The organism is Bradyrhizobium paxllaeri, from assembly GCF_001693515.2.
In the GTDB taxonomy this organism is placed as follows: domain Bacteria; phylum Pseudomonadota; class Alphaproteobacteria; order Rhizobiales; family Xanthobacteraceae; genus Bradyrhizobium; species Bradyrhizobium paxllaeri.
This window is the reverse complement of record NZ_CP042968.1, coordinates 7,840,805-7,867,535: the sequence shown is the minus strand read 5'-3', so window position 1 is coordinate 7,867,535 and position 26,731 is coordinate 7,840,805. Positions and strand designations below refer to the sequence as shown.

The window sequence follows — 26,731 nt, the reverse complement described above, 5'->3', positions numbered from 1 at the left end:
CGACACTTCGTGTCGCCCCGGAATGACGGAGCAAACTTAATCTATGGCAACGATTGAAAGTACTATAGTTCCTTCCAGCGCCGCATTCAAAGCCAACCGCGACGGCATGCTGGCGCTGATCACCCGCATGCGCGCTCTCGAAGATCGCACGCGGGCGGCGTCCGCTGCGGCGAAGGAGCGCTTCCACAAGCGCGGGCAATTGTTGCCGCGCGAGCGCGTGGCGCTGGTGCTCGATCCCGGCTCGCCCTTCATCGAATTGTCGACGCTCGCCGGATACATGTTCGACGTTCCGGATGCGGAGAAGAGCGTGCCCGGCGGGGGCGTGATCGCGGGCATTGGCTTCGTCTCCGGCATCCGCTGCATGGTCAGCGCCAATGATTCCGGCATCGACGCCGGCGCGCTGCAGCCATTCGGTCTCGACAAGACCTTGCGGGTGCAGGAACTGGCGCTGGAAAACAAGCTGCCTTACGTGCAACTGGTCGAAAGCGCCGGCGCCAACCTGCTGCGCTACCGTGTCGAGGACTTTATCCGCGGCGGCAACATTTTTCGCAATCTGGCACGGCTGTCGGCGGCCGGCTTGCCCGTCGTCACCGTGACGCATGGATCGTCAACGGCTGGCGGCGCGTATCAGACGGGATTGTCCGACTACATCGTGATGGTCCGCGGCCGCACCCGCGCGTTCCTCGCCGGGCCGCCGCTCCTGAAGGCGGCAACGGGAGAAATCGCGACCGAAGAGGAACTCGGCGGCGCCGAGATGCACACCTCCATATCCGGCCTCGGCGACTATCTGGCCGAAGACGATCGCGACGCACTGCGCATCGCGCGCGACATCATGGCCAATCTGGAGTGGGATCGACCGAGACCGGCAGAAGCTTCCTTCAAGCCGCCGCGCTATGATGCGGAGGAACTGCTCGGTATCATGCCGATGGACCACAAGCGTCCTGTCGACATGCGTCAGGCTATCGCACGGTTCGTCGACGATTCGGATTTCACCGAGTTCGGCGCGAACTACGGCCCCGCGACCGTGTGCGGCCACGCCCGGATCGAAGGGCAGGCTATCGGCATCATCACCAATAACGGTCCGCTCGACGTGCCCGGCGCCAACAAGGCGACGCATTTCATCCAGGCCTGCTGCCAGTCGCGCACGCCAATTCTCTATATGAACAACACCACCGGCTACATGGTCGGCAAGGCTTACGAGGAAGCCGGCATGATCAAGCACGGCTCCAAGATGATCCAGGCGGTGACGTCGGCGACGGTGCCGCAGATCACGATCTATTGCGGGGCGTCGTTCGGCGCCGGCAATTACGGCATGTGCGGGCGCGGCTTCCATCCGCGCTTCTGCTTCTCCTGGCCCAATGCCAAGACCGCCGTGATGGGCGGCGAACAGGCGGCCGAAACGATGGCGATCGTGACCGAGGCTGCCGCCGCGCGGCGCGGCAAGCCGATCGAGAAGGAAAAGCTGGAGGCGATGAAGGCGCAGATCACCGGCGTGTTCGATGGCCAGATGGACGTGTTCTCGACCAGCGCCCGCGTGCTCGACGACGGCGTGATCGATCCCCGCGATACCCGCAGCGTGCTGGCCGAGGTGCTGGCGATCTGCCGTGAGGCCGAGGCCCGCACGCCGCAGCGCATGCAATTTTCGGTCGCGCGGCCGTGAGCGGGATGCAAATGAAGCGGACGCCGTTCTTCAAGGTCCTCGTCGCCAACCGCGGCGAGATTGCGCTGCGGGTCATGCGCACCGCGCGCCGGCTCGGCTATGGCGTGGTCGCGGTCTATTCCGATGCCGACCGCGACGCGCTGCATGTGCGCGAGGCCGATTCGGCGGTGCGGATCGGCGAGGCATTGCCGGCGCAGTCTTACTTGCGCATCGATGCGATCATCGCCGCCGCCAGGGCCAGTGGCGCGACTGCGGTGCATCCGGGCTACGGCTTCCTCGCCGAGAACGAGGATTTTGCCCAGGCCTGTCGCGATGCCGGGCTGGTATTCATCGGCCCGTCGCCCGAGGCGATCCGGGCGATGGGCCACAAGGCCGGCGCCAAGGACATCATGCGCGAGGCGGGCGTACCTGTCGTATCAGGCTATCAGGGCGCGGACCAGGGCGACGCCGTGATGCTGGCGGAGGCCAAAAAGATCGGTTTCCCCGTCATGATCAAGGCGGTCGCCGGCGGCGGCGGGCGCGGCATGCGGCTGGTCGCGGATGCCGCCGCCTTTCCGGATGCGCTGCGCAGCGCGCGGTCGGAGGCGCAGGGCGCATTCGGCGATCCCGCCGTCATCCTGGAGCGCGCCATCGTCGATCCTCGCCACATCGAGATCCAGGTGTTCGGCGACCGCTACGGCAACGCCATCCATCTCGGCGAGCGTGATTGCTCGGTGCAGCGGCGGCATCAGAAGCTGATCGAGGAGGCGCCTTCGCCGAAGGTGACGGGCGAATTGCGGGCGCGGATGGGCGCGGTCGCGGTTAATGCGGTCAAGTCGATCGGCTATGAGGGCGCGGGCACGCTGGAATTCCTGCTCGATCCGTCCGGCGAGTTCTATTTCATGGAAATGAACACACGGCTGCAGGTCGAGCATCCCGTCACCGAAGCGATCACCGGGCTCGATCTGGTCGAACTGCAGTTGCGCATCGCCGCAGGCGAGCCGCTCGGGCTGAGGCAGGAGGACGTGAAGTTCTCCGGCCATGCCATCGAGGTGCGGCTGTGCTCGGAGGACGCCGGCCATGACTTCATGCCACAGTCCGGCGCCATGGCGCTGTGGCAGATGCCTGAGGGCATCCGCGCCGAGCACGCGCTGCAATCCGGCTCCGAAATCCCGCCGTTCTACGATTCGATGATCGCCAAGATCATCAGCCATGGCACGGACCGCAACGAGGCGCGGGGCCGCTTGATCTGCGCCCTGGAGCAGATCGCCGCGTTCGGCGTGACCACCAATCAGGGATTTCTGATCTCCTGCCTCCGCCATGCCGCCTTCGCCAAGGGCGAGGCGACCACGGCCTTCATCGGCAATCATCGCGACGAACTGCTGGCGCCGCGCGCAAATGACAAGGCGGAAGCCGCATTGGCGGCGCTGTTGCTCTACGTCACCAATCCGCATGCGCCGCCGTGGCGAAGCGGGCGGTCGCTGGCGGCGACATTTCCGCTGACGATGCGGATCGATCCCGGTCGTGGGGTGCTTGAAGTCGACATCGTACGTGAGCGCGATGGCGGCTACACCGCCATCCTCGACGGCAGCGAACATCGTTTCGAGATCGACGAACTCGGCTCAGACGCGATCCGCTTCCGTACCGACGGCGTGATGGAATCCGCAAGATTTTTGCGCGATGGCGACCGGCTCTACGTTCTGCATCGCGGCGTCACAACTGAGGTCCGCGACCTGACTCTCGCGGCACCCGTGTCGGCTACCGCGGCTGGCGGCGACGGCAAGGTGCGCGCGGCGATGAACGGCCGCGTGGTGGCGGTGCTGGTCCAGCCGGGCGATCAGGTCGCCGCCGGCCAGCCGGTGATGACGCTGGAAGCGATGAAGATGGAGCACGTGCACACGGCAGGCGTCGCGGGCACGGTGTCGGCGATCGATGTGGCCGAAGGCGAGCAGGTGACGACGGGAAGGATCGTCGTGGAGATTGCGGCGGCGTAGCTGCCTCCGCCGTCATTGCCAGGAGCGCAGCGACGAAGCAATCCATCTATCCCCGCGTTGAGGTATGGATTGCTTCGCTTCGCTCGCAATGACGGTGAGTATGGCGCAGCTGCGTAGGGTGGGCAAAGGAGCGCAAGCGACGTGCCCACCATTCTTGCCGTGCGTGAAATGGTGGGCACGCGGAGCCTGTCATCGGGCGCGCATTCGCGCGACCCGGTGGCTTTGCCCACCCTACGAAACGACGGAAACCTACTCCGGCCGCCCCGTCCCATCATTCAGCCAGCACGCCACCTCGTGTCGCCCGCCGGCCTCCACCAGCGCCGGCCGCTCCACCTTGCAGCGGTCCATCGCGTAACGGCAGCGGGTGTGGAAGGCGCAGCCGGAGGGCGGGTTGATCGGGCTCGGGACGTCGCCGTCGATCATCGGCGCCAGTTTCTTCGCCTTGGGATCAGCGACCGGGACCGACGCCAGCAGGGCCTGCGTATAGGGATGGCGCGGGTTGGCGAACAGCTCGGACTTGTCGGCGATCTCGACGATGCGCCCGAGATACATCACGGCGACGCGGTGGCTGATATGGGCGACGACGGCGAGATCGTGGGCGATGAACAGATAGGAAAAATCGTTCTTGCGCTGCAGGTCGATCAACAGATTGATCACCTGCGCCTGGATCGAGACGTCGAGCGCCGAGACCGGCTCGTCGCACACGATCAGGCTCGGCCCCAGCGCGAGCGCGCGTGCGATGCAAATGCGCTGACGTTGCCCGCCGGAAAACTGGTGCGGATAGTTCTTCATCTGGTCGGAACGCAATCCGACCTGCGCGAACAATTCGGCGACGCGTTCCTGCTGCGCGCGGCCGGTGGCCAGACCGTGCACGCCGAGCGGCTCGCCGACAATGTCGCCCGCGGTCATGCGCGGGTTGAGCGAAGCGAACGGGTCCTGGAACACGATCTGCATCGAGCGGCGATGCGGCCGCATCTCGGCCTTGCTGAGGCCGGTGATGTCGGTGCCGTTGAGCTTGATGGCGCCGCTCGATGGCTCCACCAGCCGCAGCACGCTGCGCGCGACCGTCGATTTGCCACAGCCGGATTCGCCGACGAGGCCGAGCGTCTCGCCCTTGCCGACGGAAAAACTGACGCCGTCTACCGCATGCACGGTGCCGACGCGCCGGCGCAGGACGCCACCGCGCACCGCGTAATGCTTGACGAGGTCGGTGACCTCGAGAAGGGGGCGTTGGTCGGTCATGGTGCACCCACCAATTCGGCCGCGCGCCAGCATGCCGCGAAATGATCGCCGTCGATTTCCTGCAACGGCGGATATTCGGCGCGGCAGCGGTCCACCGCGAGGCTGCAGCGCGGGGCAAAGGCGCAGCCCGGCGGCAGGTTGGTCAGCGACGGCACCATGCCGGGAATCTCGTTCAACCGCGCGTCGGTCTTGGCGCCGAAGGAAATCACCGCCGGCATCGAGGCCATCAGTCCGCGCGTATACGGATGCCTGGGATTTTCGAACAGGTCCTCGACCGCCGCTTCCTCGACCTTCTTGCCGGCATACATCACGATGACGCGCTGGGCGGTCTGCGCCACCACGCCGAGGTCGTGCGTGATCAGGATCAGGCCGGTGCCGAGCGTCTTCTGCAGGTCGACAATCAGCGCCAGGATCTGCGCCTGGATGGTCACGTCGAGCGCGGTGGTCGGCTCGTCCGCGATCAGCAGTGCCGGCCGGCATGCCAGCGCCATCGCGATCATCGCGCGCTGTCGCATGCCGCCGGACAATTGATGCGGATATTCCTGCGCGCGTCGGTCCGGCTCGGGAATGCGGACCAGGCGCAGCATCTCGACCGCCCTGGCCCAGGCCTCCTTCGACGTCATCTCCTGGTGCAGGCGCAGCACCTCGGTGATCTGGTCGCCGATCCGCATCACCGGATTGAGCGAGGTCATCGGCTCCTGAAAGATCATCGAGATCCGGTTGCCGCGGATCTTGCGCATCTCGGCTTCGTCAAGACTGAGCAGATCGGTGCCTTCCAGCGTCACGGTACCGCCGACCACGCGGCCCGGCGGATCCGGTACCAGCCGCATCACCGAGAGCGCGGTCACGCTCTTGCCGCAGCCGGATTCGCCGACGATCGCCAGCGTCTCGCCGCGGCGGACGTTGAACGAGACGTCGTCGACCGCCCGGAACAGGCCGGAATTGGTGAAGAACACCGTCTGCAGGTTCTTCACGTCGAGAATGGTGTCGTCCTTACGCGCCTCGCTCATCAGCCGCGTTGCCTCGGGTCGAGGATGTCGCGCAGCGCATCGCCGAACAGATTGGTGCCGAACACGGCGAGCGAGATGGCGACCCCCGGAAAGATCACGAGCCACGGCGCGGTGCGGACATATTCCGCCGCCGATTCCGACAGCATGCGCCCCCACGACGGATAGGGCTCGGGAATGCCGAGGCCGAGGAATGACAGCGATGCCTCGGTGAGAATGGTGGAGCCGAGCTGTGCGGTCGCCAGCACGATCAGGGGCGCCAGCGTGTTTGGCAGCACATGACGCAGCGCGATGCGCGTCTCGCTCATGCCGATCGACTTGGCGGCCTCGACGAACGGCAGTTCGCGCAGCGCCAGCGTATTGGCGCGGATCACGCGGGCAACGGTCGGGATCAGCGGGATCGCGATGGCGATAATCACGTTCGGCAGCGACGGCCCGAGCGCCGCCGTCATCACCAGTGCCAGCACCAGCAAGGGCAGGGCCTGCAAAATGTCGGTGACGCGCTGGAATAAGAGGTCGACCCAGCCCGACAGATAACCCGATGCGAGGCCGACGATGACGCCGAGCGTCGATCCCAGCGCGGTGGCGCCGATGCCGACGGCAAGCGAAATGCGCGCGCCGTGAACGATCCGGCTCCAGACGTCGCGGCCGAATGAATCGGTGCCCATCCAGTGCACCGCGTCGGGCGGCGCCAGCCGGTGCGCGGAATCGACGCTCAGCGGGCTGAAGCGGCAAATCAGGTCGGCCGATATCGCCATCCAGACGAACAGCACCATGATGATGAGGCCGAACGTACCGAGCATATAGCGCTGCGCCAGGAACAGCAGCCGGCGCCAGCCATGCGTCGAATGCGCGCCGGCCCGCCTCAGTTCATTGTCGAAGTTGATCGTGGTCACGCGGCTAGTCCCCATACCGGATGCGCGGGTCGATCGCGGCGTAAAGCATGTCGACGGTGAAGTTTGCGACCACCACGACCACGGCGATCAGCATCACGAGGTTCTGTACGATCGGGTAATCGCGCCAGCGCAGCGCCTCGACCAGGAAGCGGGCGACGCCGGGAATATTGAACACGGTTTCGGTGACGATCAGCCCGCCGATCAGGAACGCCGCCTCGATGCCGATCACGGTGATGACGGGCAGAATGGCGTTCTTGAGCGCGTGGCGATAATTGACCGATGTCTCGGAGGCCCCCTTGGCGCGCGCGGTGCGGATGTAATCCTGCCGCAGGATTTCCAGCATCGAGGAGCGCGTGATGCGCATGGTCAGTGCGGCGCTGCGAAAGCCGACCGCCATGGCTGGGACGGCATAGATCGCGAGCGCCTCGGTCCAGGTTTTTGGATTCGGATTGTAGATCGGCATGGTGCCGAACAGCGAAACCGACGCCATCAGGATCAGCAGGCCGAGCCAGAACGAGGGCAGCGACAGGCCGCTGAGGCTGACGACGCGGAGCGTATAGTCAAGCTTCGAGCCCTGATGCACCGCGCTCAGCACGCCCAGGGGGATGCCGATCGAGGCCGAGAACAACAGCGCCAGCGCCGCCAGCCGGGCGGTGATCGGAATGCGCGGCAGGATTTCCTGCAGCGCCGGCTTTTCCGAGACGTAGGAATAGCCGAGATCGCCGTGCAGCAGCCCGTCGATCCAGTTCAGATATTGCTGGTAGATCGGCAGGTTGAGGCCAAGCTCCTTTTCCAGGTTGGCCTTGTCGGTGGGATCGACGAAGCCGGCGGCGTCGAACAGGATGTCGACGATATTGCCGGGAACGACGCGCAGCAGGACGAAGATGATGATCGAGATCCCGACCAGGGTCACGAGCATCAAGGCGAGGCGTCGCACGATGTAAGCAAACACCCGGCTACTCTCCCTGAATCATCGGCTTTTTCAGGCTGGACGTTTACTTGTCCATCCAGACGTCTTCGTAACGATAGCCGTTATAGGAGCTGTTCACCATCACGGTGATGCCCTTGACGTAGGGGTTCCAGCACGTCCCGGTGCGGCCGTGGAAGATGATCGGGCGCGCCACGTCCTCCTGCAGCTTCTTGTCGATCTCCCAGACCAGCTTCTTGCGTTTCTCCTTGTCGGTCTCGGCGGATTGCTGATCGAACAGTTTTTCGATCTCCTTGTTGCAGTAATTCGTGTAGTTGCGCTCCGAGCCGCAGGAATAATTCTCGTAGAACGACTGGTCGGGATCGTCGACCGCATTGCCGGTGAGGTTGAGACCGAGCGTGTAATCCTTGCGCGCGACCTTCGGGAACCACTGCGCAGTGTCGACGACGTCAAGCTCGCCGTCGATATAGATGTTCTTCATCTGGTCGATCAGGATGACGGCGGGATCGCGGTAGATCGGAATGTTGCGGGTAGCAACCTTGACGGCGAGGCGCTTGTCCGGGCCGTAGCCGGCCTTCTGCATCAGCTTGCGCGCCTGTTCGCGGTTGGCGTTGATGTCGGGGCCGTAGCCGGGAATCGATTCCAGCATTTCCTTCGGCATCGCCCACAGGCCGCCCGGCGCCGGCAACATGGTGCCGCCGATGTCGGCCTGTCCCTCGAACATGATCTGGATGAACGCCTTGCGATCCAGCGCCAGCGCCAGCGCGCGCCTGATATCGAGGTTGTCGAACGGCGGGGAGGAGGAGTTGACGATGATGTTGGTCGAGACGTTGATCGGCTCGACGACGCAGACCGCGTTGGGGGCCTGCGCCTTGACCTCCTTGAGCAGCGGGATCGACACTTCGGTCGGGAAGGTCATGTCGAATTTGCCGGAAACAAATCCGAGGATCGCCGTCGAGCGGTTCGGAATGATGGTGAATTCGATGCCGTCGAGGTGCGGAAGGCCCTTCTTGAAGTAATCGGGATTCTTGGTGAGCTTGATCGACTCGTTGGCCTTGAACTCGACGAACTTGAACGGCCCGGTGCCGACCGGCTTCGTCCGCATCTCGGCCGGCGAGACGTGGCATGGATAGACCGGCGTGTAGCCGGACGCGAGTAACGACAGCAGCGCCGGCTGCGCCCGCTTCAACTCAAACGACGCCTCGAAATCACCGTTGACGGTGACTTCGTTGACCTGATCGTACCAGGACTTTCGCGGATTCTGGCGGAATTTCTGCTGCGACTTGCCCATCAGCATGTCGAAGGTGCATTTGACGTCGGCCGACGTGAACGGCTTGCCGTCGTGCCATTTGACGCCCTGTTTCAGCTTGAAGGTCAGCTTCTTGTTGTCGCTGCTCCAGGCCCAGCTCTCGGCGAGGTCGGGCACGATCGAATCGACGCTGTTCTGCGCCACGTCCTGCTTGAACATGACGAGATTGTTGAAGACCGGCATGAAGGGAACGTTGATCGAATAGGTCGCGCCTTCATGGATCGAGGCGCTGCCCGGGCTGTCGCGGTGATACATTCTGAGAATGCCGCCCTGTTTCGGCTCGCCGGCAGAAGCAAGGTCGTAAGCCGGCAGCAACAACAACGCTGCAGCGGCAAGCGCATGAACGCTCCGCATGGTCTCCTCCACTTTTATTCGGTCTCAACGGGGCCGATTGCATGGGACGATAGCATGACGATCCGTCCGGGCAACCGGGCAAGCCCGTGCTGACATCGGCAATTCGACGTAATCGAAATCCGTGTGGCGGAACGCGTGCGCCGTGGCCCGCCTTCTGCGAAACCGGCAGGTTCGTTGCAGTGCAGCCGCTCGCGGCTCGCGCCAAAGTGCCTCACCCGATGATGCACCGCACCACCTGATATCGCGACGTTAGCGTTCGGTATCTCACATCGTCGCATCCTCAGACGATCCGCGACGTCTTGTTGCCCCAATAGCGGTCGCGCAACAGCCGCTTGTAGAGCTTGCCGGTCGGAAGCCGCGGCAATTCCGCCTCGAAGTCGATCGAACGCGGCACTTTCTGGCGCGACAGCGACTGGCTGCAGAAGGCGATCAGCTCGTCCGCCAGTTCCTGCCCCGGCGAAACGCCCGGCATCGGCTGCACCACGGCCTTCACCTCCTCGCCGAGATCCGGATTGGGCACGCCGAACACCGCGGCATCGGCGATCTTGGGATGGGTGATCAGCAGGTTCTCGCATTCCTGCGGATAGATATTCACGCCGCCGGAGATGATCATGAAGGTCGCGCGGTCGGTCAAATAGAGATAGCCGTCATCGTCGACATAGCCGACGTCGCCGACCGTGCTCATGGTGCCATCGGCCGAACGGGCCTCCTGGGTCTTGACCGGATCGTTGAAATATTCGAACGGCGTGGCGGTCTTGAACCAAACCGTGCCCGATGTGCCGACCGGGCACGGTTGCATGTTCTCGTCGAGGATATGCAGGTCGCCGAGCAGCACTCGGCCTACGGTACCGCGATGGGCAAGCCATTGCTCGCTGTCGCAGGAGGTGAAGCCGAGCCCTTCGGTGGCGCCGTAATATTCATGAATGATCGGCCCCCACCATTTGATGATGTCGTCCTTTACGGCGGCAGGGCAGGGCGCCGCGGCGTGGATCGCAATCTCGAGGGAAGAGAGGTCGTAGCGTTTGCGCACCTCCTCCGGCAGTTTCAGCATGCGCGAGAACATCGTCGGCACGAGCTGGGTATGCGTGACGCCCCATTTGGGAACCAGTTCGAGATAATGTTCGGGATCGAACCGTTCCATGATGATGGCGGTGCCGCCCATCTTGATCGTGAGGTTGACCGCGGCCTGCGGCGCCGAGTGGTAGAGCGGTGCGGGCGACAAATAGATCATGCCCTCGCGGTACTGCCAGATCTTCACCAGGAAATCGAACAGCGGCAGTTGCTGATCGGCCGGCAGTTCCGGCAGCGGACGCAGAATTCCCTTTGGGCGGCCGGTGGTGCCGGAGGAATAAAGCATCGCGGTGCCAACACACTCGTCGGCGATTGGTGTGTGCGGCAAGCCGGCCGTTGCCGCTTGCAGGCCGACGATGCGATCGCTTTCACCTTCGCCATCGGCAACGATGCAGAGTTCGACCTTGGGGCATTCCTTCAACGCTTCGCGCGCCACATCGAGTTTTTCCTTCGAGGTGATGAGGATGCGCGATTCGCTGTTGGTCAGGATGTAGGCGAGCTCGCTCGCTGTCAGATAGGAGTTCACGCAGGTGTAATAGAGGCCCGAGCGTTCGCCGGCGCCGCAGGCTTCGAAGTAGCGGCTGTTGTTCTCCATGAAGATCGAATAGTGGTCGAGCCGCTTGAGGCCGCGGCTGCGAAACAGATGCGCCAGCCGGTTGCTGCGGGCGTCCAGCTCGCGATAGGTGACGGTTTCGCCCGTGCTCGCCATGATGAACGCGGGCTGCAGCGGGCGAAGATGAACGTGCTTGCCGGTGTACATCTCGAGTTCGGTCCCCCTTACGCGGCCATATCCAGAATTTCGCGCACCTGCGCCGGTCCCTCGATCTTGCGCGGATTGCGCGGCACCCAGGGCGTTGCCATCGCGGCCTCCGCAATGCGGTCGAAATGCTCGGAGCCGACCTTGACCTCGCGCAGGCTGCGCGGCATGCCGAGGCTGCGAATGAAGCGGTCGAGCACGCCGCCCGCGTCCTCGTTCGGGTGGCCCATGGCGGCCGCCACCAGCGCCTGACGTTCGGCATTCACCGTCTTGTTCCAGCGCATCACCGAGGGCAGCATCACGCAGGAGGTGTAGCCGTGCGGCACGCCGAACTCGGCGCCGAGCACGTAACCGATGCCGTGGCTGGCGCCCATCGGGACGCCTGAAGCCAATGGTCCGGTCGAAAGCCAGGTCCCGATCTGGCAATCCATTCGCGCGTCGAGGTCCTTGGCGTTGGCTTTCACCCGCGGCAGCGCCTGCGCCAGCATCGACAGGCCCTTCAGCGCCTGCGCGTCGCCATAAGGGTGCGCCTCGCGCGAGCAGATGCCCTCGACGCAATGGTCGACGGCGCGGATCCCGGTCGAGAGCCACAGCCATTCCGGCGTGTGCAGGCCGAGCCAGGGATCGAGGATCACCACGCGCGGCATGATCAGCGGATGGCGCAGCCCTTCCTTGACCCTGGTCTTCTCGTTGGTGACGCCGGCGGTGGCGGAGAATTCCCCGCCGGCAATCGTCGTCGGTACGCTGATCTGGCGCACGGTCGGCGCTGCCAGCTGCGGCGAGCCGCCGCGACCGGCCTTGATCCGGTCGATGTCATCAGGCTTGCGGATGTCGTTGGCAAGGCAAAGCTGCACCGCTTTTGCGCCGTCGGTGATGGAGCCGCCGCCGATGGTGACGATGAGGTCGGCGCCGGCGGCGCGGGCCTGTTCGCTGGCGGCGATGACGGCCGAGCGCGGTGTATGTGGCGGCATCGCGTCGAAGGTGCCGGCGCAGCGCGGTCCCAGCGCGCGGCGGATGTTCTCGATCACGTCGGTTTGGCGGTTGAGGGTACCGCTGACCATCAGAAAGGCGCGTGTAGCGCCGACCCGATTCAACTGCTCGACGAGCGCCTCGGACGCCGGCCGCCCGAACACGACCTCGTCCATGGCGCCGAACACGACACGCCCTCTGTGCACCCTTGTCCTCCCCGGACATTTTCTGGCCCTTGTCGCGGGCCTTGGCTAGCAAGGTTAGCGGAGGAAATCAGGCACGTCATGCCCGAAGATGATGCGGGGGGCGATTCGTGGGATGGGTGGAGCGCAGCGATATCCATCCTACGATTGGCCGCCACCGTCATTGCGAGCGAAGCGAAGTAATCCATCGCTCCGCTTGCGCTTGCGGCGAGATGGATTGCTTCGTCGCTGCGCTCCTCGCAATGACGGTGGGGCGCAATTTTGCGATTTTGCTTGTCATTCTGGGCTCGCGCCCAGAGGGCGCGAGCCGGAATGGCGGACAGCCGCACATCATGTCACGTTTTCGTCATCAGGCCGCGATTAGCTGGGTCTTCGTCGCGACGGATCCCGCCTTCATCGCAGTGCGGAAAGCGCGAAATCCTGTGGCGCAGGGCGTTGGCTATGCGGATGCTTAACGATTGTGCTTGATCCCGCCGGGTTCTTGACGAGACTGGGAACCGATCACATCTGTGGCCTCCGCCTTCAAGGTTCCACGGCAGCCGCTTCCATCGATCAGGATGTAGTGAGTGCAGGAGAGATGGGATTGAGCACGACTGAGCAATTGGAAAGTCCGGCCGCACCGGCAAACATCGGCGTTCACACACTGCGCCATCTCAAATGGTTAGCCCCGCTGTTCGCGCTGACCCTGTCCGCTTGCGACAACACGCCGGCGCAACAGGCAGCTCCCCCGGCGCCGTCCGTCACGGTGGCACAGCCGGTGAAACGCACGGTTACGGATTGGGATGAATTCACCGGCCGGTTCGAGGCGGTGCAGGAAGTCCAGGTCCGCGCCCGGGTCGGCGGCTTCGTGACATCAGTCGAATTCCGCGACGGCGCCATCGTGCGCGCTGGCGATCTGCTTTACGTGATCGACGCCCGTCCGTTCGAGGCGGTCGCCGAGCAGGCCGACGGGCAGTTGTCGGACGCGCGCGCAAAGGGAGAACTCGCCAGGCGCGAACTCGACCGCGCGCTGACCTTGAACCAGACGCAAGCCGTATCGGACTCCATCGTGGATCAACGCCGCCAGACCCTGCAGGCGGCGCGGGCGGCGGAGATGCAGGCCGAGGGCGCGCTCAAGGCCGCCAAGCTCAATATCGAATTCACCCACGTAATGGCGCCGATCACCGGCCGCGTCAGCCGGCATCTCGTCACGCCGGGCAATCTCGTGCAGGGCTCCGAGGGCGGCGCCACGCTGCTGACCTCGATCGTCTCGCTCGATCCGATCTACATCTATTTTGACGTCGATGAGGCGACCTACCAGCGCAACAGCAAGCTCTGGTTCGAAGGCAAGCGGCCGAGTTCGCGCGATACGCCAAATCCGGTGCAGGTGACGCTGACGGGCGAGACCAAGCCCTCGCATGACGGCAAGATGGATTTCCTCGACAATCGCCTCGACGCCTCGACCGGCACGCTGCGCAGCCGCGCAGTCATTCCGAACAAGGATCTTTCGATTCTGCCGGGACAGTTCGGCCGCGTCCGGATCATCGGCAGTTCGCCTTACGAGGCCTTGCTGCTGCCGGATACGGCCATTGCGACCGACCAGTCGCGCAAGATCGTCTTCGTCGTCAAGGACGACAACACGGTCGAGGAGCGGCAGGTCGTGCTTGGGCCGCTCGATGAGGGGCTGCGCGTGATCCGCGAGGGCCTGAAGGCCGAAGATCGCATCATCATCGACGGTCTGCAGCGGGCGCGGGTGGGGGCGAAAGTCAACCCACATACGGCCGAGATCAAACCGGCCGGTGGCAAGACATGAATCTCGGCCGTCTCTCCATCAACCAGCCCATCCTGGCGATGGTGCTGTCGATCGTGCTGCTGATCGTCGGCGCGATCGCCTACACCACGCTGCCGGTCTCGGAATATCCCCAAGTGGTGCCGCCGACGGTCACGGTCACCACGCAATATCCGGGCGCGTCGGCGCAGACCGTGTCCGACACCGTCGCAGCGCCGATCGAGCAGGAAATCAACGGCGTCGAGGACATGCTGTATCTCTACAGCCAGGCCACCTCGAACGGGCAGTTGACGATTACCGTCACCTTCAAGCTCGGCACCGATCTCGACAAGGCCCAGGTGCTGGTCCAGAACCGCGTCGCCATCGCGCAGCCGCGGCTGCCGGAGGAGGTGCAGCGCAACGGCGTCGTCACCCGCAAGAACAGCCCTGACATCCTGATGGTCGTATTCATGCTGTCGCCGGACGACACGTTCGACCAACTCTACATCTCCAACTATGCGCTGCTGCAGGTCCGCGACCAGTTGCTCCGGCTCGACGGCGTCGGCGACATCCAGATCTTCGGCGCGCGCGACTATTCGATGCGGCTGTGGCTCGACCCCGACAAGATCGCCACGCTGGGATTGACCGCGGCCGAGGTGGTGGCGGCGATCCGCTCGCAAAACGTGCAGATCGCGGGCGGCCAGATCGCGGAGCCGCCGATCGCCGACCGCGCCTTCTCGCCGAATCTCACCTTCACCGGCCGTCTCAAAGACCCGAAACAGTTCGAGGAGATCGTGGTCAAGGCCGGCGCCGACGGACGCACGGTCAAACTGCGCGACGTCGCGCGGATCGAGCTTGGCGCGCTGGCCTATTCGACCAACAGTTTTCTGCTGCGCAAATCCGCCGTCGCCATGCTGGTGACGCAGCGGCCGGGCTCCAATGCGCTGGCGACCGCGAAGAATATTTCCAACACCATGGAGCGGCTGAAGACGAGCTTCCCGAAGGGGCTTGACTACAATATCGGCTACAACCCGACCGAATTCATCGCGCAATCCGTCAGCGAGCTGATCAAGACGATCTACGAGGCGATGGCGCTGGTCGTGATCGTGGTGCTGGTGTTCTTGCAGGGATGGCGCCCGGCGATCATCCCGATCATTGCCATCCCCGTCTCGCTGGTTGGCACCTTTGCGGTGATGGCGGCACTCGGATTTTCGATCAACAATCTCACGCTGTTCGGCCTCGTGCTGGCGGTCGGCATCGTGGTCGACGACGCCATCGTGGTGGTCGAGAATGTCGAGCGCCATCTCGAGCACGGCATGAGCCGGCGCGATGCCGCGCTTCGCACCATGGACGAGGTCGGCAGTGCGCTGGTGTCGATTGCGCTGGTGCTGTGCGCGGTGTTCGTGCCGACGGCATTCCTCGGCGGCATCTCCGGGCAGTTCTTCCAGCAGTTTGCGGTGACGATCGCGGTCGCGACCGCGATCTCCTGTTTCTGCTCGCTGACGCTGTCGCCGGCGCTGGCCTCGTTGATCCTGCAGCCGCATGAGGACAAGAGGCCGCCGGCGCGCTGGAACTTCATCGCCCGCGGCTGGGACGCCTTTACCGGTGTGTTCAACCGCGGCTTCGACCGACTGGCACACGGCTACGCCCGCGCCGCCGATTTCGTGATCCACCATTCGGTGGTCATGCTGGTGCTCTATGCGGCGCTGATCGGCAGCGCCGGATGGCTGCTGATGACCACGCCGCAAGGATTCATCCCGGCGCAGGATCGCGGCTACGTCATCGTCTCCGTGCAATTGCCGGGCGCGGCCTCGCTGGCGCGCACCACCGAGGTGGTCCGCGAGATCGAGCGGATCGCGCTGGATACGCCCGGCATCGTCCGCGTCGCGGCGTTTGCCGGTTTCTCGGGCGCGACCCGCACGCAGGCGAGCAATGCCGCCGCGCTATTCCCGGTGTTCGAGGACCCGGAAGAGCGTCACAAGAAGGGGCTGTCCTCGACGGCGATTGCCGGCGAGTTGCGCAAGCGGCTGGCCAGCATCCAGGGCGCCTTCATCATCGTCATCCCGCCGCCCGCGGTGCCCGGCATCGGCACCGGCGGCGGCTTCACCATGCGGATCCAGGACCGCCAGGGCCGCGGCTCCGAGATGCTGGCGGCGGCGACCGACGAACTGGTCGGCGCGGCGCGCAAGGCGCCGGGGCTGACGCAGGTGTTCTCGCCGTTTGCCGCCAACACGCCGCAACTGTTCGTCGATATCGATCGCGTCAAGGCGCAGAAGCTCGGCGTTCCCATCGCCAACATCACCGACACGATCCAGACCTATTTCGGCTCGTCCTATGTCAACGACTTCAACTTGTTCGGCCGCACCTATCACGTCACCGCACAGGCCGATCTGCCGTTCCGCAAGGAGACGTCCGATCTCGCGCGGCTGCGCACCCGCAATGCCGCCGGCGACATGGTGATGCTCGGCAGCGTCGTCAGCTTCCGCGACATTTCGGGTCCCGACCGCGTCGCGCGCTACAATCTCTATCCCGCGTCCGAGCTGCAGGGCGACACCCTGCCGGGCACCAGTTCGACAACCGCGATCAACACCATGAAGAGGGTGGCGGACGAGACGCTGCCGAGCGGCTTCGCGTTCGAATGGACCGATCTCTCCTATCAGCAGGTCACCGGCGGCAATACCGGTCTCCTCGTCTTCCCGATCTGCGTGCTGTTCGTGTATCTGGTGCTGGCGGCGCAATATGGCTCGTGGAGCCTGCCGTTCGCCGTCATCCTGATCGTGCCGATGTGTCTGCTCGCCGCGACCGTCGGCGTGCGGATCATGGGGCAGGACGTCAACATCCTCACGCAAATCGGTTTCGTGGTGCTGGTGGGGCTCGCGGCCAAGAACGCCATTCTGATCGTCGAGTTCGCCCGCGATATCGAGCTGGAAGGAAAGGCGCGTCTGGACGCCGTGATCGAAGCCTGCCGGCTACGCTTGCGGCCGATCCTGATGACGTCGTTTGCCTTCATCCTCGGCGTGCTGCCGCTGGTGATCTCATCGGGCTCCGGCTCCGAGATGCGTCAGGCAGTGGGCGTCGCCGTGTTCTTCGGCATGCTCGGCGTGACGCTGTTCGGACTGGTGTTCACACCGATCTTCTACGTCATCGTGCGCAATCTCGCGGACGGCAGGAAGGACAAGAAGCCGGCTGCGGCTTAGGTGCGGATTTTTTCAGCACTGTCATTCCGGGGCGCGACGAAGTCGCGAACCCGGAATCCATCGGGCCGCATGATTCACCGCGACATGCGCCCAACTCCGAGTTCCCCAATACTTTTGGCCTATCCGAAATGGATGGGCACTTGCGGGGTTATTGAATAATGTCGCCCCGTTCCTCTGACAAAAAATTCCGGGAGAAAAAAATGAAGTCGGGATTGTTGGCCGCCGTTGCGGTGGGTGGGCTCTTGCTCGCCGCGCCTGCATCGGCGCAGGGCGTCAAGATCGGTATTCTCAATGACCAATCCGGCGTCTACGCCGATTATGGCGGCAAGTGGTCGTTCGAGGCCGCCAAGATGGCGATCGAGGATTTCGGCGGCGAGGTGCTCGGGCACAAGATCGAAATCGTCTCCGCCGACCATCAGAACAAGGCGGATCTCGCCACCGCGATTGCGCGGCGCTGGTATGAGGTCGAAGGCGTCGACATGATCACGGAGCTGACGACTTCCTCGGTCGCGCTCGCCATCCACGATCTTTCCAAGCAGATGAAGAAGATCGACATCGTCGTGGGGGCCGCGACCTCGCGTCTCACCGGCGATGCCTGCCAGCCCTACGGCTTTCACTGGGCCTACGACACCCACGCGCTCGCCTACGGCACCGGCGGCGCGCTGGTGGAATCCGGCGGCGACAGCTGGTTCTTCATGACCGCCGACTACGCCTTCGGCCATGCGCTGGAAAAAGACACGGGCGATTTCGTCAAGGCCAAGGGCGGCAAGGTGCTCGGCGCGGTCCGCATCCCCCTCAACACCGCGGACTTTTCGTCATTCCTGCTGCAGGCGCAGAGCTCGAAGGCGAAGATCATCGGACTTGCCAATGCCGGCCTCGACACGACAAATTCGATCAAGCAGGCGGCCGAATTCGGCATCGTCAAGAGCGGCCAGAAGCTCGCGGGTCTGTTGCTGACGCTGGCCGAAGTGCACGGCCTCGGGCTCGACGCCGCGCAGGGCCTGGTGTTGACGGAAGGCTATTACTGGGACCGTGACCCCAAGAGCCGCAACCTCGCCGAACGCTTCTTCAAGCGCACCGGCCGGATGCCGAACATGATCCAGGCCGGCACCTATTCGGCGACGCTGCAGTATCTGAAGGCGGTGAAGGCCGCCGGCACCAAGGACACCGAGGCAGTCGCGAAGAAGCTGAAGGAGCTGCCCGTCGACGATGACTTCGCGCAAGGCGGCAAGGTGCTGGAGAACGGCCGCATGGTGCACGATCTCTACCTGTTCGAGGTCAAGAAGCCGTCTGAATCGAAGAAGCCGTGGGACTACTACAAGCAACTCGCCGTCGTTCCCGGCGACAGGGCGTTTCCGGCGGCAAAAGATTCCGGCTGCCCGCTGGTGAAGTAGGAATCGCTGTCGTCCCTGCGAAAGCAGGGGACGACCGGCTAGATGTCGTAGGGTGGGCAAAGCGAAGCGTGCCCACCATATCGCAGTTGGTTCGCTGATGGATGGTGGGCACGTCGCTTCGCTCCTCTGCCCACCCTACGAGTCCTGCCGTCCCTGCTTTCGCAATGCGTCGCGGGGACGACGACTCGGGCCCCACCCTACTTTGCATGGGGTTGTTTTCGATATTTTGTGTCGTGGGCTCAATAGCCCGTCATTTCCAGATAGCCCACCCCGCTGTGGCTGCCCTCAAAGCGGATCGGGCCCTCCCAATAGGGAAAGCTCGTGCCCATCCAGCTCTTCGGGTTGAGCGGCCTGCATTCGATCGCCAGCGCCATTTTTGCGACCGCAATGCGCCAGGAGGTCGGGATCTTTCGTCCCGCGATCTGCGTGACGATGAGCGGCGTCATGACGATGTCGTCGGAGCCGAGCATCTCGGCGGTGCCGTCAGGTGAGATCCACTTGCCGGAGCCGTAATGCTGGCCGTCGTTCTGGCGCATCCGGTACAGCATCAGCTTGTGGCCCGAATTGAAATGCAGCGAGAGCCAGTCCCATCCACTCTGGTCCGCGGCCAGCGGCTGACTGCTCCATTCGCGATCGAGCCAGGCCATGCCGGTGACGTCGATGGGCTTGTCGTCAATGGTGAGGACGCCCGCCGCCGTATAGTGCGGCTGGCTGTAATAATAGGACGCCTGTTCGCGCAGCGATTTGCGGCTGTAGCCGCCGTCGCCCTGCAGCGTCAGCGGCCGCTCCGCATCGAGGCGCAGCGCGTAGCTGAAGTCGGCGCCCGCTGCTTTCAGCGCACAGGGAGCGATATTGTCATCGTTCATGGAATCGAGGGCGCGCATCTCCCAGGCGTCGATCCAGGCGTGAAACGGCGCCGCCTCGACGCCGGCCTGGCCGACGCCGCCGCGCGCAAACGTCTGGCTGAAGCGATGGGTATCGTCGCGCGTGACGGCGGCGTGGCCCATCCAGACCTGCTGGTTGGCCCAGCCTTCCTGCGCTCCGCCAGCTGCGATCGCCTGGCGAAACAGCGTCCATTGCGCGCCGTAGGCGGTTCCGCGCGCATCGGTGAGATTGGCCGTCACATACCACCACTCGATCCGGAATTGCGGATGCGGTCCGTGATCCCCAGGAAATGCGAATGCCCTGCCGGGGACAACGGCTGCAAATCCATCCGCGCTTTCGCTCAACCCCGCAAAACCCTGCGCGAACGCGCTGCCGCCCAGCCCGGCAAGGAGCGCGCTGCCGACGAAGCCGCGGCGGGTGATGGGGCCGCTACCGTTCATTGGCAAAGATCCTGATCAGGCTGGCCGGCTGCATGCGCGCCAGCCTGATGACGGGGAGCGCGGAAGCCGCGAACGCCGCCGCCATCGCGACGCCGGTGAGCCACAATAGTTGCAGCGGAAACACATGAAACGGCAATCGCCAGCCGAACGCCTTGACGTTGACGATCGCGAGCAGGCACCACGCGACCAGCAACCCCAGCGGCAGTGCGAAGATCGTGGTGATCAGCGCCACCGACATCGTCTTCAACAACTCGATCGCCGCGAGCCGCCGCCGCGTGACGCCGATCGCCCATAGCGGCGCCAGTTGCGGCAGGCGGGAATTGGCCAGCGTCAGCAGGCTCGTCAGCAGCGCGACACCGGCCACGCCGAGCGTGAAGGCGTTCAGTGCCGCCGTCACCGCAAAGGTGCGGTTGAAGATCCGGGTCGATTCCGCCTTCATCGTCGCCTGATCGGCAATGTTGCGGTCGCCGAGCGCGAATTTTTCCTGCAGCGCCGAGATCAGCGTCGGGATTTTTTCCGGCGTAACCCGCAATCCCATCCGCGTCAGCGGGATCTCCGGAAAGCGCCGCGTCAGCGCGGCGAAGTTTACCGCGATCTGGCTCTTGGGATTGCCGTAATCGGCATAGATGCCGACCACGTCGAGCGTCCAGTTGCCGCCCGATGCGGATACCTCGATGCGGTCGCCGACGGAAAGGTGCAGCCGCCGCGCCAGTTGTTCGCTGACAAGCGCGGCGTCGCCGGGACGAAGCTTGGTCCACGGGTTGTCGGCCGATTGCAGCAGCGGCCAGTTGTCGCGATAGGTGGCGTGATCGGGCAGGCCCAGCACTTCGAGCGGCGCGCCGGCCAATTGCGTATCGGCGCGGCCGCCGGGCAGCACCGCCTCGACCTCGGGCCGCTCGCGCAGCCACGCCTTGATCTCGTGCGCCTGTTCGTCATTGGCGGCATTGACATAGACATCCGCCGCCAGCCGCCCATCGAGCCAGACCAGGAACGTGCGGGAAAAACTCTCGACCATGGTGGAGACGCCGACATTCACTGCCAAAGCGAGCAACAGCGCCATCAATGCGAGCGACAGGCCGGACAGTTGTTGGCGGCTATCGGCCCAGAACCAGATGCCGAGCGGCGCGCGCGCGTAGCGCTGGCCAAGCGACAGCACGATCTCCAGCAGCATCGGCAGGATCAGCGCGGCGCCGAGCATCAGTGCGGCAAGCACGGCAAAGCCCGTAATCAGGGAATCGCCGAACCACAGGAAGCCGCCAGCCGCTGCAAACGCCGCGAGCGCCAGCGCGCTCTGATAGCTCAGCCAGCGCCGCTGCGCCTGTTGCCAGGCGAAAGGCTGGGCGGTGGCGAGCAGCGGCAGCCGCAGCGCCTTGGTCAGGCTGGCCGCAGCCGCCGCCAGCGCGCCAAGAATGCTGATGGCGATCCCTGCGAACCACCATTGCGGCTTCAGCGTCAGTTGTCCTGGAATCTGTGCGCCGTAGAGCCCGCGCAGCGATGCGGCGACGTCGGGCAGCAGCGCGCCTGCGATGAAGTAGCCGCACACGAGGCCGATCAGCCCCGCGGCCAGCGCCAGCGACACCAGTTCGATCACCAGCACGACGTTCAACATCCGTGCCGAGACGCCGCAGGCGCGCAGGGTGCGCAAGGTCGGCAGGCGTTGCTCGAAGGCGAGCCCGATCGCGGAATTGACGATGAACAGGCCGACAAAGAACGACAGCAGCCCGAATGCGGTCAGGTTCAGGTGGAAACTGTCGGTAAGGCGTTCGAGGTCGGTCTCGGCATCAGGCTCGATCAGGCGGAGCTTGTCGCCGGCAACGCTTTCGAGCGGCGCGTGCCTGCCCGCCGTCTTGCCGATCAGGAGGCGCGAGAGCTGGTCCGGCATTTTCAGGATGCTCTGCGCGATGCCGATGTCGACGACGAGCACGCCGGGCACGAGGTTCGGCTGCACGCGAAGCGGCGGCAGCGATGCGCCGCCGTTGGCTTGTGGGCGCGTGCTCTCGGCCAGCTTGAGATCGGAAAGCGTTTCTGGTGCCACCAGCATCGTACCCGGCGGCGTCATGAAGGCTTGCAGATCGGCCTTGCCGACCGCAGGCGCGTCGCCGACTTCGGCGGGCAGCGTTACCGGCTCGATGCCGAGCAGGCGGAACGACCGTCCCTCGATCTGGATGCGGCCTTCCAGCACCGGCGAGACCGGCCAGCCGGCGCGGCGCAGATCGACGAAGAGTTGTTGCGGAAAGGCTGCGCCGCTGCGGGCGACCAGCATGGCGGTGCGGGTGCCACCGAACGTCGCGGCGGCGCGATCATAGGAGGTGCGCGCCTGCTGGTTGAGCGCCTGCACGCCGCTCCAGAGCGCGGTCGCCGAGATCAATCCGATCAGCAGGGTCGCGAGTTGCATCGGGTGCCGCCGCCAATGGCTCAGCAGCACGGCCAGCGCCCACAGCGCGCGTTTCACGCGATCACCCCGGCATGAAGGTTGACCTGCCGGTCGAGCGTTGCGGCGAGCCGCGCGCTGTGCGTCACCATCAGAAACCCGCAGCCGCTGCGCGTCACCAGATCGCGTGCCAGCGCCAGCACCTCGTCCGCGGTGTCCTCGTCGAGATTGCCGGTCGGCTCGTCCGCGAGCAGCAGCAGCGGTTTTGTCGCCAGCGCGCGGCCGATCGCGACACGCTGCTGCTGGCCGCCGGACAATTGTTCGGGATAGCGTTTCAGAAAACGACCGAGCCCGAGCCGCTCCACCAGTTCGTGGTGCCAGGCCGCATCATGACGGCCGGCGATGCGCGACTGGAAAACGAGATTGTCTTCCACCGTGAGACTCGGAATCAGGTTGAATTGCTGAAACACGAGGCCGAGCCGGTCACGGCGCAATTCCGCCCGGCCGGCATCGCTGAGCTCGGAGACGGACGCGTCGGCCAGCCTGATCTCGCCGCCATCGGCGGCATCGAGGCCCGCGATCAAATGCAGGAGCGTGCTTTTGCCGCTGCCGGATTCTCCGGTCAGCGCCACGCTCTCGCCGGCCGCGACTATAAGATTCACTCCGCGCAGCACCGCGATCTCTTCGCCGGCCGCGCGGTAGCTCTTGGTCAGGCCGGTCACGTGAAGCACGGGACCGGGCACACTGGGATTGCCGTTGGTCATGCGCGACGATGGACCGAATTGACCATGAAAATCCCCTGACGTGATGGCATGCAACATATCAGGGCGCGCGTCCCGGATCACGGCCTCAATTGTGGGGCGACGTGATCGTGATCCGGTTGGTGGCGTCCGCCTGTCGCGACAGTCGGCAGTTGCGTTGCAGGGGTCCCGTGGAAATCCCGGTTGCCTTGGCCGCAAGTCGCCTTGTACCATTGGAACCGGCCGATCTTTAAGAGCCAGTAATAAGAGCCAGCAAAGAGGATGAGGAAATCAGCATGACCGTGCAGCCGACACCCAAGGGCGCCTGGACAATCACCTTCCTGCTGTTTCTGTTCATGCTGGTGAACTTCGCCGACAAGATCGTGGTTGGTCTCGCCGGCGCGCCGATCATGGACGAGCTGAAACTGTCGCCGGAGCAGTTCGGTTTCCTCGGCTCCTCGTTCTTCTTCCTGTTTTCGATCTCGGCCATCGTCGTCGGCTTCATCGTCAACCGCGTCGACACCCGCTGGGTGCTGCTCGTGATGGCCATCATCTGGTCGATATCGCAATTTCCCATGGTCGGCACTGTCAGCTTCACGACGCTCGTCATCTGCCGCATCATCCTCGGCGCCGGCGAGGGGCCGGCATTCGCCGTGGCGGCGCATGCGATCTACAAATGGTTTCCCGACGAGAAGCGGACGCTGCCGACCGCCATCCTCTCGCAGGGCTCGGCGTTCGGCGTGATCCTCGCGGTGCCCGCGCTGAACTGGATCATCGTCAATCATAGCTGGCACTACGCGTTCGGCGCGCTCGGCGTGGTCGGCCTGATGTGGGTGGCGGCGTGGCTGGTGCTGGGCAAGGAAGGCCCGCTGGTGCAGACGGTCCAGACGGCCACGACGGATCCGCGCGTTGCCTATTTCCAGCTCCTGACCTCACGAACCTTCATCGGCTGCTGCGCCGCGACCTTCGGCGCCTATTGGGCGCTGTCGCTCGGCCTGACCTGGTTCACGCCGTTCATCGTCAAGGGGCTGGGCTTCTCGCAGAAGGATGCGGGCTGGATTTCAGTTTTGCCCTGGGTATTCGGCGCGACCATCGTGCTGCTGACAGGCTGGATCTCGCAGGTGATGCTGGCGCGCGGCTTCACGACGCGCGTCTCCCGCGGCGTGCTCGGCTCGGTGCCGCTGATCGTCGGTGGCCTGATCCTTGCCGTGCTGCCGCTGATCAACGGCGCGGGGTTGCAGATCGCGCTGCTCGTGATCGGCTCCGGGCTGTGCGGATCGATCTATGTGGTTTGCCCGCCGATGCTCGGCGAATTCACGCCGGTGCAGCAGCGCGGCGCCGTGCTCGCGATCTACGGCGCAATCTACACGCTGGCGGGAATGATCGCGCCGTTCGTGATGGGCGCCGTGATCCAGAATGCGGCGGTGCCGCTCGACGGTTACATGGCCGGCTTCACCATCAACGCCGTGATCATGGCGGCTTCAGGCCTGCTTGGGCTGCTGCTGCTCTGGCCGAACACGGAACGCGCAAGGCTGATGGCGCAGGCCGCCGCACAGCCGAAGTTTGCGTGAGGGATGCGGCACTTCACCCGCCCCTTGAGGGGGCGGGTCGTCTTGCTTTCGCGAAGCGAATGCAAGACGAGGTGGGGCGACAGTCTATCCACCCGGGCGCTGTTGGACGTGGAGAGACCGTCACCCCACCTCGGTTCGCATTTCATGAGAACCGATCCACGAGCGAGCTTCGCTCGTCTCGGACCCCTCCAGGGGAAGATGAAGCTAACTCGCCGCCGCATCCATCTGCGGCTTTGAACCTTGCGCGCCGCGCACCAGTTTGCCCGGACGGGTGCCGGTGGCCTTGCCGCCGCGCTGCGTCACCACGCCGGAGACAATGGTGGCATCATAGCCATCCACTTGCTGCATCAGGCGGCGGCCGCCGACGGGGAGGTCGTAATGCACCTTCGGCGGATGCAGATGCAGGCGGTCATAGTCGATCACGTTGACGTCGGCCTTGAAGCCGGGCGCGATCACGCCGCGGTCGTAGAGGCCGACCGAGAGCGCGGTCTTGCGTGACTGCGCGGCGACCACGAACGGGATCGAGAGTTTTTCGCCGCGGCTGCGGTCGCGCGTCCAGTGCGTCAAAAGGTAGGTCGGGAAGCTGGCGTCGCAGATGATGCCGCAATGCGCGCCGCCGTCGGAAAGGCCCGGCACGGCGCTGGGCTCGCGCAGCATCTCATGCACGGCATCGAGATTGCCGTCGGCATAATTGAGGAACGGCACATAGAGCATGCCGCGGCCGTCGTCCGTCAGCATCGCCTCATAGGCAAGTTCTTCCGGCTGTCGGCCCTGCCGGCGGGCTTGCGGGCCGAGCGCATTTTCCGGCGGCTGCTCGTAATCAGGGGGATTACCCAGTAGATACATCTTGTCGTAGTTCGGGCGGAAGAACAGCGGATCGTCGGTTGCCGTCGCCGTCTCGCTCAGGATGGCGGCGCGTACTTCCGCCCGGCGCAAATGCGTGAGCCGCTCCGCCAGCGGCAGGTTGGCGATCGCGCGGTAGCTCGGATGGGTCTGGAACGGGTTGCGTGACAATTCCAGCCCAAGCAGCAACCCCACGGGCCGCGCGGCGATCTGGGTGGTGATCGAGAGGCCGCGAGCGGCGGCTTCATTGATGGTGTCCATCGTCTGCCGCCAGCGCCGCGGCGCCTTGTCCGCCTGGGCGACGGAAAACGAGATCGGACATCTGGTATTTTCGGCGACCCGCAGCATCATCGGCAGGTCTTCGTGCACGGTGCTCTGGTCGAGCACGAACTGAAGCACGCTGCGGCCGACGCCATGCATCGCGGCGGCGATCGCAGTCAATTCATCTTCGCCCGCCTTCAGCGTCGGCGTGTAGTCGCCGGTCGAGGTGCGGTGGTTGAGGGTGCGCGAGGTCGAGAATCCCAATGCGCCTGATCGCACGGCGTCCCCGGCGAGCGCCGCCATCGCCTTATTGTCCTCGGGCGTTGCGGGATCGCGCCGTGCGCCGCGCTCACCCATTACATAAACGCGTAGCGCCGCGTGCGGCAGTTGCGCGCCGATATCCATGTCGAAACTTCGTTTGGACAGCCAGTCCATGTAATCCGGAAAGCTTTCCCACGCCCAGGGAATGCCGGCGCTCAGTACCGGCTCGGGGATGTCCTCGACGCCTTCCATCAATTGAATCAGCCTGACGTGATCGGCCGGACGGCACGGCGCAAAGCCGACGCCGCAATTGCCCATGATCGCGGTCGTCACGCCGTTCTGCGACGAGGGCGTGATGTCCTGGCTCCAGGTGACCTGCCCGTCATAATGGGTGTGGATGTCGACGAAGCCGGGCGCGACCAGTTTGCCTTTGGCGTCGATCTCTTCCTTGCCCTTGGCGGCGACTTTGCCGACTTCGGTGATGCGGCCACCCGAGATGGCAACATCCGCTTCGAACAAATCGCCACCCTTGCCATCGGCAATGGTGCCGCCGCGGATCACGAGGTCGGGGGTCGAGGTCATGGCTTCCATCCCGTATTTGTTTTGTTGCCGCATCATCCGACGCCGCCAGATGCTGTCAACCGCCGGGGAT

At 64.6% G+C, this 26,731-nt stretch carries 18 protein-coding genes; 7 read left to right on the top strand and 11 right to left on the bottom strand.

What is annotated here, in order from left to right:
• The first annotated feature begins 43 nt into the window (after positions 1-43).
• Complete coding sequence (locus LMTR21_RS37635) at positions 44-1,660, top strand: acyl-CoA carboxylase subunit beta (protein WP_065750841.1); 1,617 nt, start codon at positions 44-46, stop codon at positions 1,658-1,660.
• A gap of 11 nt (positions 1,661-1,671) precedes the next feature.
• Positions 1,672-3,633, top strand: coding sequence for an acetyl-CoA carboxylase biotin carboxylase subunit (locus LMTR21_RS37630; protein ID WP_065750840.1), 1,962 nt, complete (start codon positions 1,672-1,674; stop codon positions 3,631-3,633).
• 249 nt (positions 3,634-3,882) lie between these two features.
• Here the strand turns inward: LMTR21_RS37630 and LMTR21_RS37625 are convergent, their stop codons facing one another.
• The 7 genes from LMTR21_RS37625 to LMTR21_RS37595 all read right to left on the bottom strand — a co-directional run bounded on the left by LMTR21_RS37625 (position 3,883) and on the right by LMTR21_RS37595 (position 12,372).
• Positions 3,883-4,875: an ABC transporter ATP-binding protein gene (locus LMTR21_RS37625; RefSeq protein ID WP_065750839.1), complete on the bottom strand. Its 993-nt coding sequence runs from the start codon at positions 4,873-4,875 to the stop codon at positions 3,883-3,885.
• Positions 4,872-5,885: an ABC transporter ATP-binding protein gene (locus LMTR21_RS37620; protein WP_065750838.1), complete on the bottom strand. Its 1,014-nt coding sequence runs from the start codon at positions 5,883-5,885 to the stop codon at positions 4,872-4,874. Before LMTR21_RS37620 ends, LMTR21_RS37625 begins: the two co-directional genes overlap by 4 nt.
• The gene (locus LMTR21_RS37615; protein WP_057839401.1) at positions 5,885-6,793 is read right to left on the bottom strand and encodes an ABC transporter permease; all 909 of its coding nucleotides are present in this window, start codon (positions 6,791-6,793) and stop codon (positions 5,885-5,887) included. The genes LMTR21_RS37620 and LMTR21_RS37615 overlap by 1 nt, the downstream gene beginning before the upstream one ends.
• Positions 6,783-7,730 carry an ABC transporter permease gene (locus LMTR21_RS37610; protein ID WP_065750837.1) on the bottom strand — a complete coding sequence of 316 codons (948 nt, stop codon included), beginning with the start codon at positions 7,728-7,730 and terminating at the stop codon, positions 6,783-6,785. The genes LMTR21_RS37615 and LMTR21_RS37610 overlap by 11 nt, the downstream gene beginning before the upstream one ends.
• A 43-nt stretch (positions 7,731-7,773) precedes the next feature.
• Positions 7,774-9,369, bottom strand: a complete 1,596-nt coding sequence (locus LMTR21_RS37605; protein ID WP_065750883.1) for an ABC transporter substrate-binding protein — start codon at positions 9,367-9,369, stop codon at positions 7,774-7,776.
• 280 nt (positions 9,370-9,649) lie between these two features.
• A complete protein-coding gene (locus LMTR21_RS37600; protein ID WP_065750836.1) occupies positions 9,650-11,200 on the bottom strand; it encodes an AMP-binding protein in 1,551 nt (516 codons plus the stop codon).
• 17 nt (positions 11,201-11,217) lie between these two features.
• Positions 11,218-12,372, bottom strand: coding sequence for an iron-containing alcohol dehydrogenase (locus LMTR21_RS37595; protein ID WP_065750835.1), 1,155 nt, complete (start codon positions 12,370-12,372; stop codon positions 11,218-11,220).
• A 116-nt stretch (positions 12,373-12,488) separates the two neighbouring features.
• On the opposite strand from LMTR21_RS37595, the gene LMTR21_RS37590 reads away from it, so the two are divergent.
• From LMTR21_RS37590 to LMTR21_RS37575, 4 genes are all read left to right on the top strand, one after another.
• Positions 12,489-12,824 (top strand): hypothetical protein, encoded by a 336-nt coding sequence (locus LMTR21_RS37590; protein ID WP_141688093.1) that lies wholly within the window; start codon positions 12,489-12,491, stop codon positions 12,822-12,824.
• A gap of 173 nt (positions 12,825-12,997) precedes the next feature.
• Positions 12,998-14,161: an efflux RND transporter periplasmic adaptor subunit gene (locus LMTR21_RS37585; protein ID WP_065750882.1), complete on the top strand. Its 1,164-nt coding sequence runs from the start codon at positions 12,998-13,000 to the stop codon at positions 14,159-14,161.
• Positions 14,158-17,313, top strand: coding sequence for an efflux RND transporter permease subunit (locus LMTR21_RS37580; RefSeq protein ID WP_148636047.1), 3,156 nt, complete (start codon positions 14,158-14,160; stop codon positions 17,311-17,313). The genes LMTR21_RS37585 and LMTR21_RS37580 overlap by 4 nt, the downstream gene beginning before the upstream one ends.
• Positions 17,314-17,513: 200 nt before the next feature.
• Entirely contained in the window at positions 17,514-18,707 is a 1,194-nt protein-coding gene (locus tag LMTR21_RS37575) for an ABC transporter substrate-binding protein (protein WP_065750832.1), read from the top strand.
• A 239-nt stretch (positions 18,708-18,946) separates the two neighbouring features.
• On the opposite strand, the gene LMTR21_RS37570 is transcribed toward LMTR21_RS37575, so the two are convergent.
• From LMTR21_RS37570 to LMTR21_RS37560, 3 genes are read right to left on the bottom strand one after another with little or no spacing between them, the layout of a single operon-like run.
• The gene (locus LMTR21_RS37570; protein ID WP_065750831.1) at positions 18,947-20,032 is read right to left on the bottom strand and encodes a lipocalin-like domain-containing protein; all 1,086 of its coding nucleotides are present in this window, start codon (positions 20,030-20,032) and stop codon (positions 18,947-18,949) included.
• Positions 20,022-22,484, bottom strand: coding sequence for an ABC transporter permease (locus tag LMTR21_RS37565; RefSeq protein ID WP_065750830.1), 2,463 nt, complete (start codon positions 22,482-22,484; stop codon positions 20,022-20,024). Before LMTR21_RS37565 ends, LMTR21_RS37570 begins: the two co-directional genes overlap by 11 nt.
• Positions 22,481-23,167, bottom strand: coding sequence for an ABC transporter ATP-binding protein (locus tag LMTR21_RS37560; RefSeq protein WP_187399429.1), 687 nt, complete (start codon positions 23,165-23,167; stop codon positions 22,481-22,483). Before LMTR21_RS37560 ends, LMTR21_RS37565 begins: the two co-directional genes overlap by 4 nt.
• A gap of 272 nt (positions 23,168-23,439) precedes the next feature.
• Between LMTR21_RS37560 and LMTR21_RS37555 the strand changes: the two genes are divergently transcribed.
• The gene (locus LMTR21_RS37555) at positions 23,440-24,714 is read left to right on the top strand and encodes an MFS transporter (protein WP_065750829.1); all 1,275 of its coding nucleotides are present in this window, start codon (positions 23,440-23,442) and stop codon (positions 24,712-24,714) included.
• 204 nt (positions 24,715-24,918) lie between these two features.
• Here the strand turns inward: LMTR21_RS37555 and LMTR21_RS37550 are convergent, their stop codons facing one another.
• Positions 24,919-26,661: an N-acyl-D-amino-acid deacylase family protein gene (locus LMTR21_RS37550; protein WP_065750880.1), complete on the bottom strand. Its 1,743-nt coding sequence runs from the start codon at positions 26,659-26,661 to the stop codon at positions 24,919-24,921.
• Positions 26,662-26,731 lie beyond the last annotated feature (70 nt).

Excerpts from the sequence above, each read along its gene's own strand:
- LMTR21_RS37635 (WP_065750841.1), top strand. The coding sequence starts at position 44 with ATGGCAACGATTGAAAGTACTATAGTTCCTTCCAGCGCCGCATTCAAA.
- LMTR21_RS37630 (WP_065750840.1), top strand. The coding sequence starts at position 1,672 with ATGAAGCGGACGCCGTTCTTCAAGGTCCTCGTCGCCAACCGCGGCGAG.
- LMTR21_RS37625 (WP_065750839.1), bottom strand. The coding sequence starts at position 4,875 with ATGACCGACCAACGCCCCCTTCTCGAGGTCACCGACCTCGTCAAGCAT.
- LMTR21_RS37620 (WP_065750838.1), bottom strand. The coding sequence starts at position 5,885 with ATGAGCGAGGCGCGTAAGGACGACACCATTCTCGACGTGAAGAACCTG.
- LMTR21_RS37615 (WP_057839401.1), bottom strand. The coding sequence starts at position 6,793 with ATGGGGACTAGCCGCGTGACCACGATCAACTTCGACAATGAACTGAGG.
- LMTR21_RS37605 (WP_065750883.1), bottom strand. The coding sequence starts at position 9,369 with ATGCGGAGCGTTCATGCGCTTGCCGCTGCAGCGTTGTTGTTGCTGCCG.
- LMTR21_RS37600 (WP_065750836.1), bottom strand. The coding sequence starts at position 11,200 with ATGTACACCGGCAAGCACGTTCATCTTCGCCCGCTGCAGCCCGCGTTC.
- LMTR21_RS37580 (WP_148636047.1), top strand. The coding sequence starts at position 14,158 with ATGAATCTCGGCCGTCTCTCCATCAACCAGCCCATCCTGGCGATGGTG.
- LMTR21_RS37575 (WP_065750832.1), top strand. The coding sequence starts at position 17,514 with ATGAAGTCGGGATTGTTGGCCGCCGTTGCGGTGGGTGGGCTCTTGCTC.
- LMTR21_RS37570 (WP_065750831.1), bottom strand. The coding sequence starts at position 20,032 with ATGAACGGTAGCGGCCCCATCACCCGCCGCGGCTTCGTCGGCAGCGCG.
- LMTR21_RS37560 (WP_187399429.1), bottom strand. The coding sequence starts at position 23,167 with ATGACCAACGGCAATCCCAGTGTGCCCGGTCCCGTGCTTCACGTGACC.
- LMTR21_RS37555 (WP_065750829.1), top strand. The coding sequence starts at position 23,440 with ATGACCGTGCAGCCGACACCCAAGGGCGCCTGGACAATCACCTTCCTG.
- LMTR21_RS37550 (WP_065750880.1), bottom strand. The coding sequence starts at position 26,661 with ATGACCTCGACCCCCGACCTCGTGATCCGCGGCGGCACCATTGCCGAT.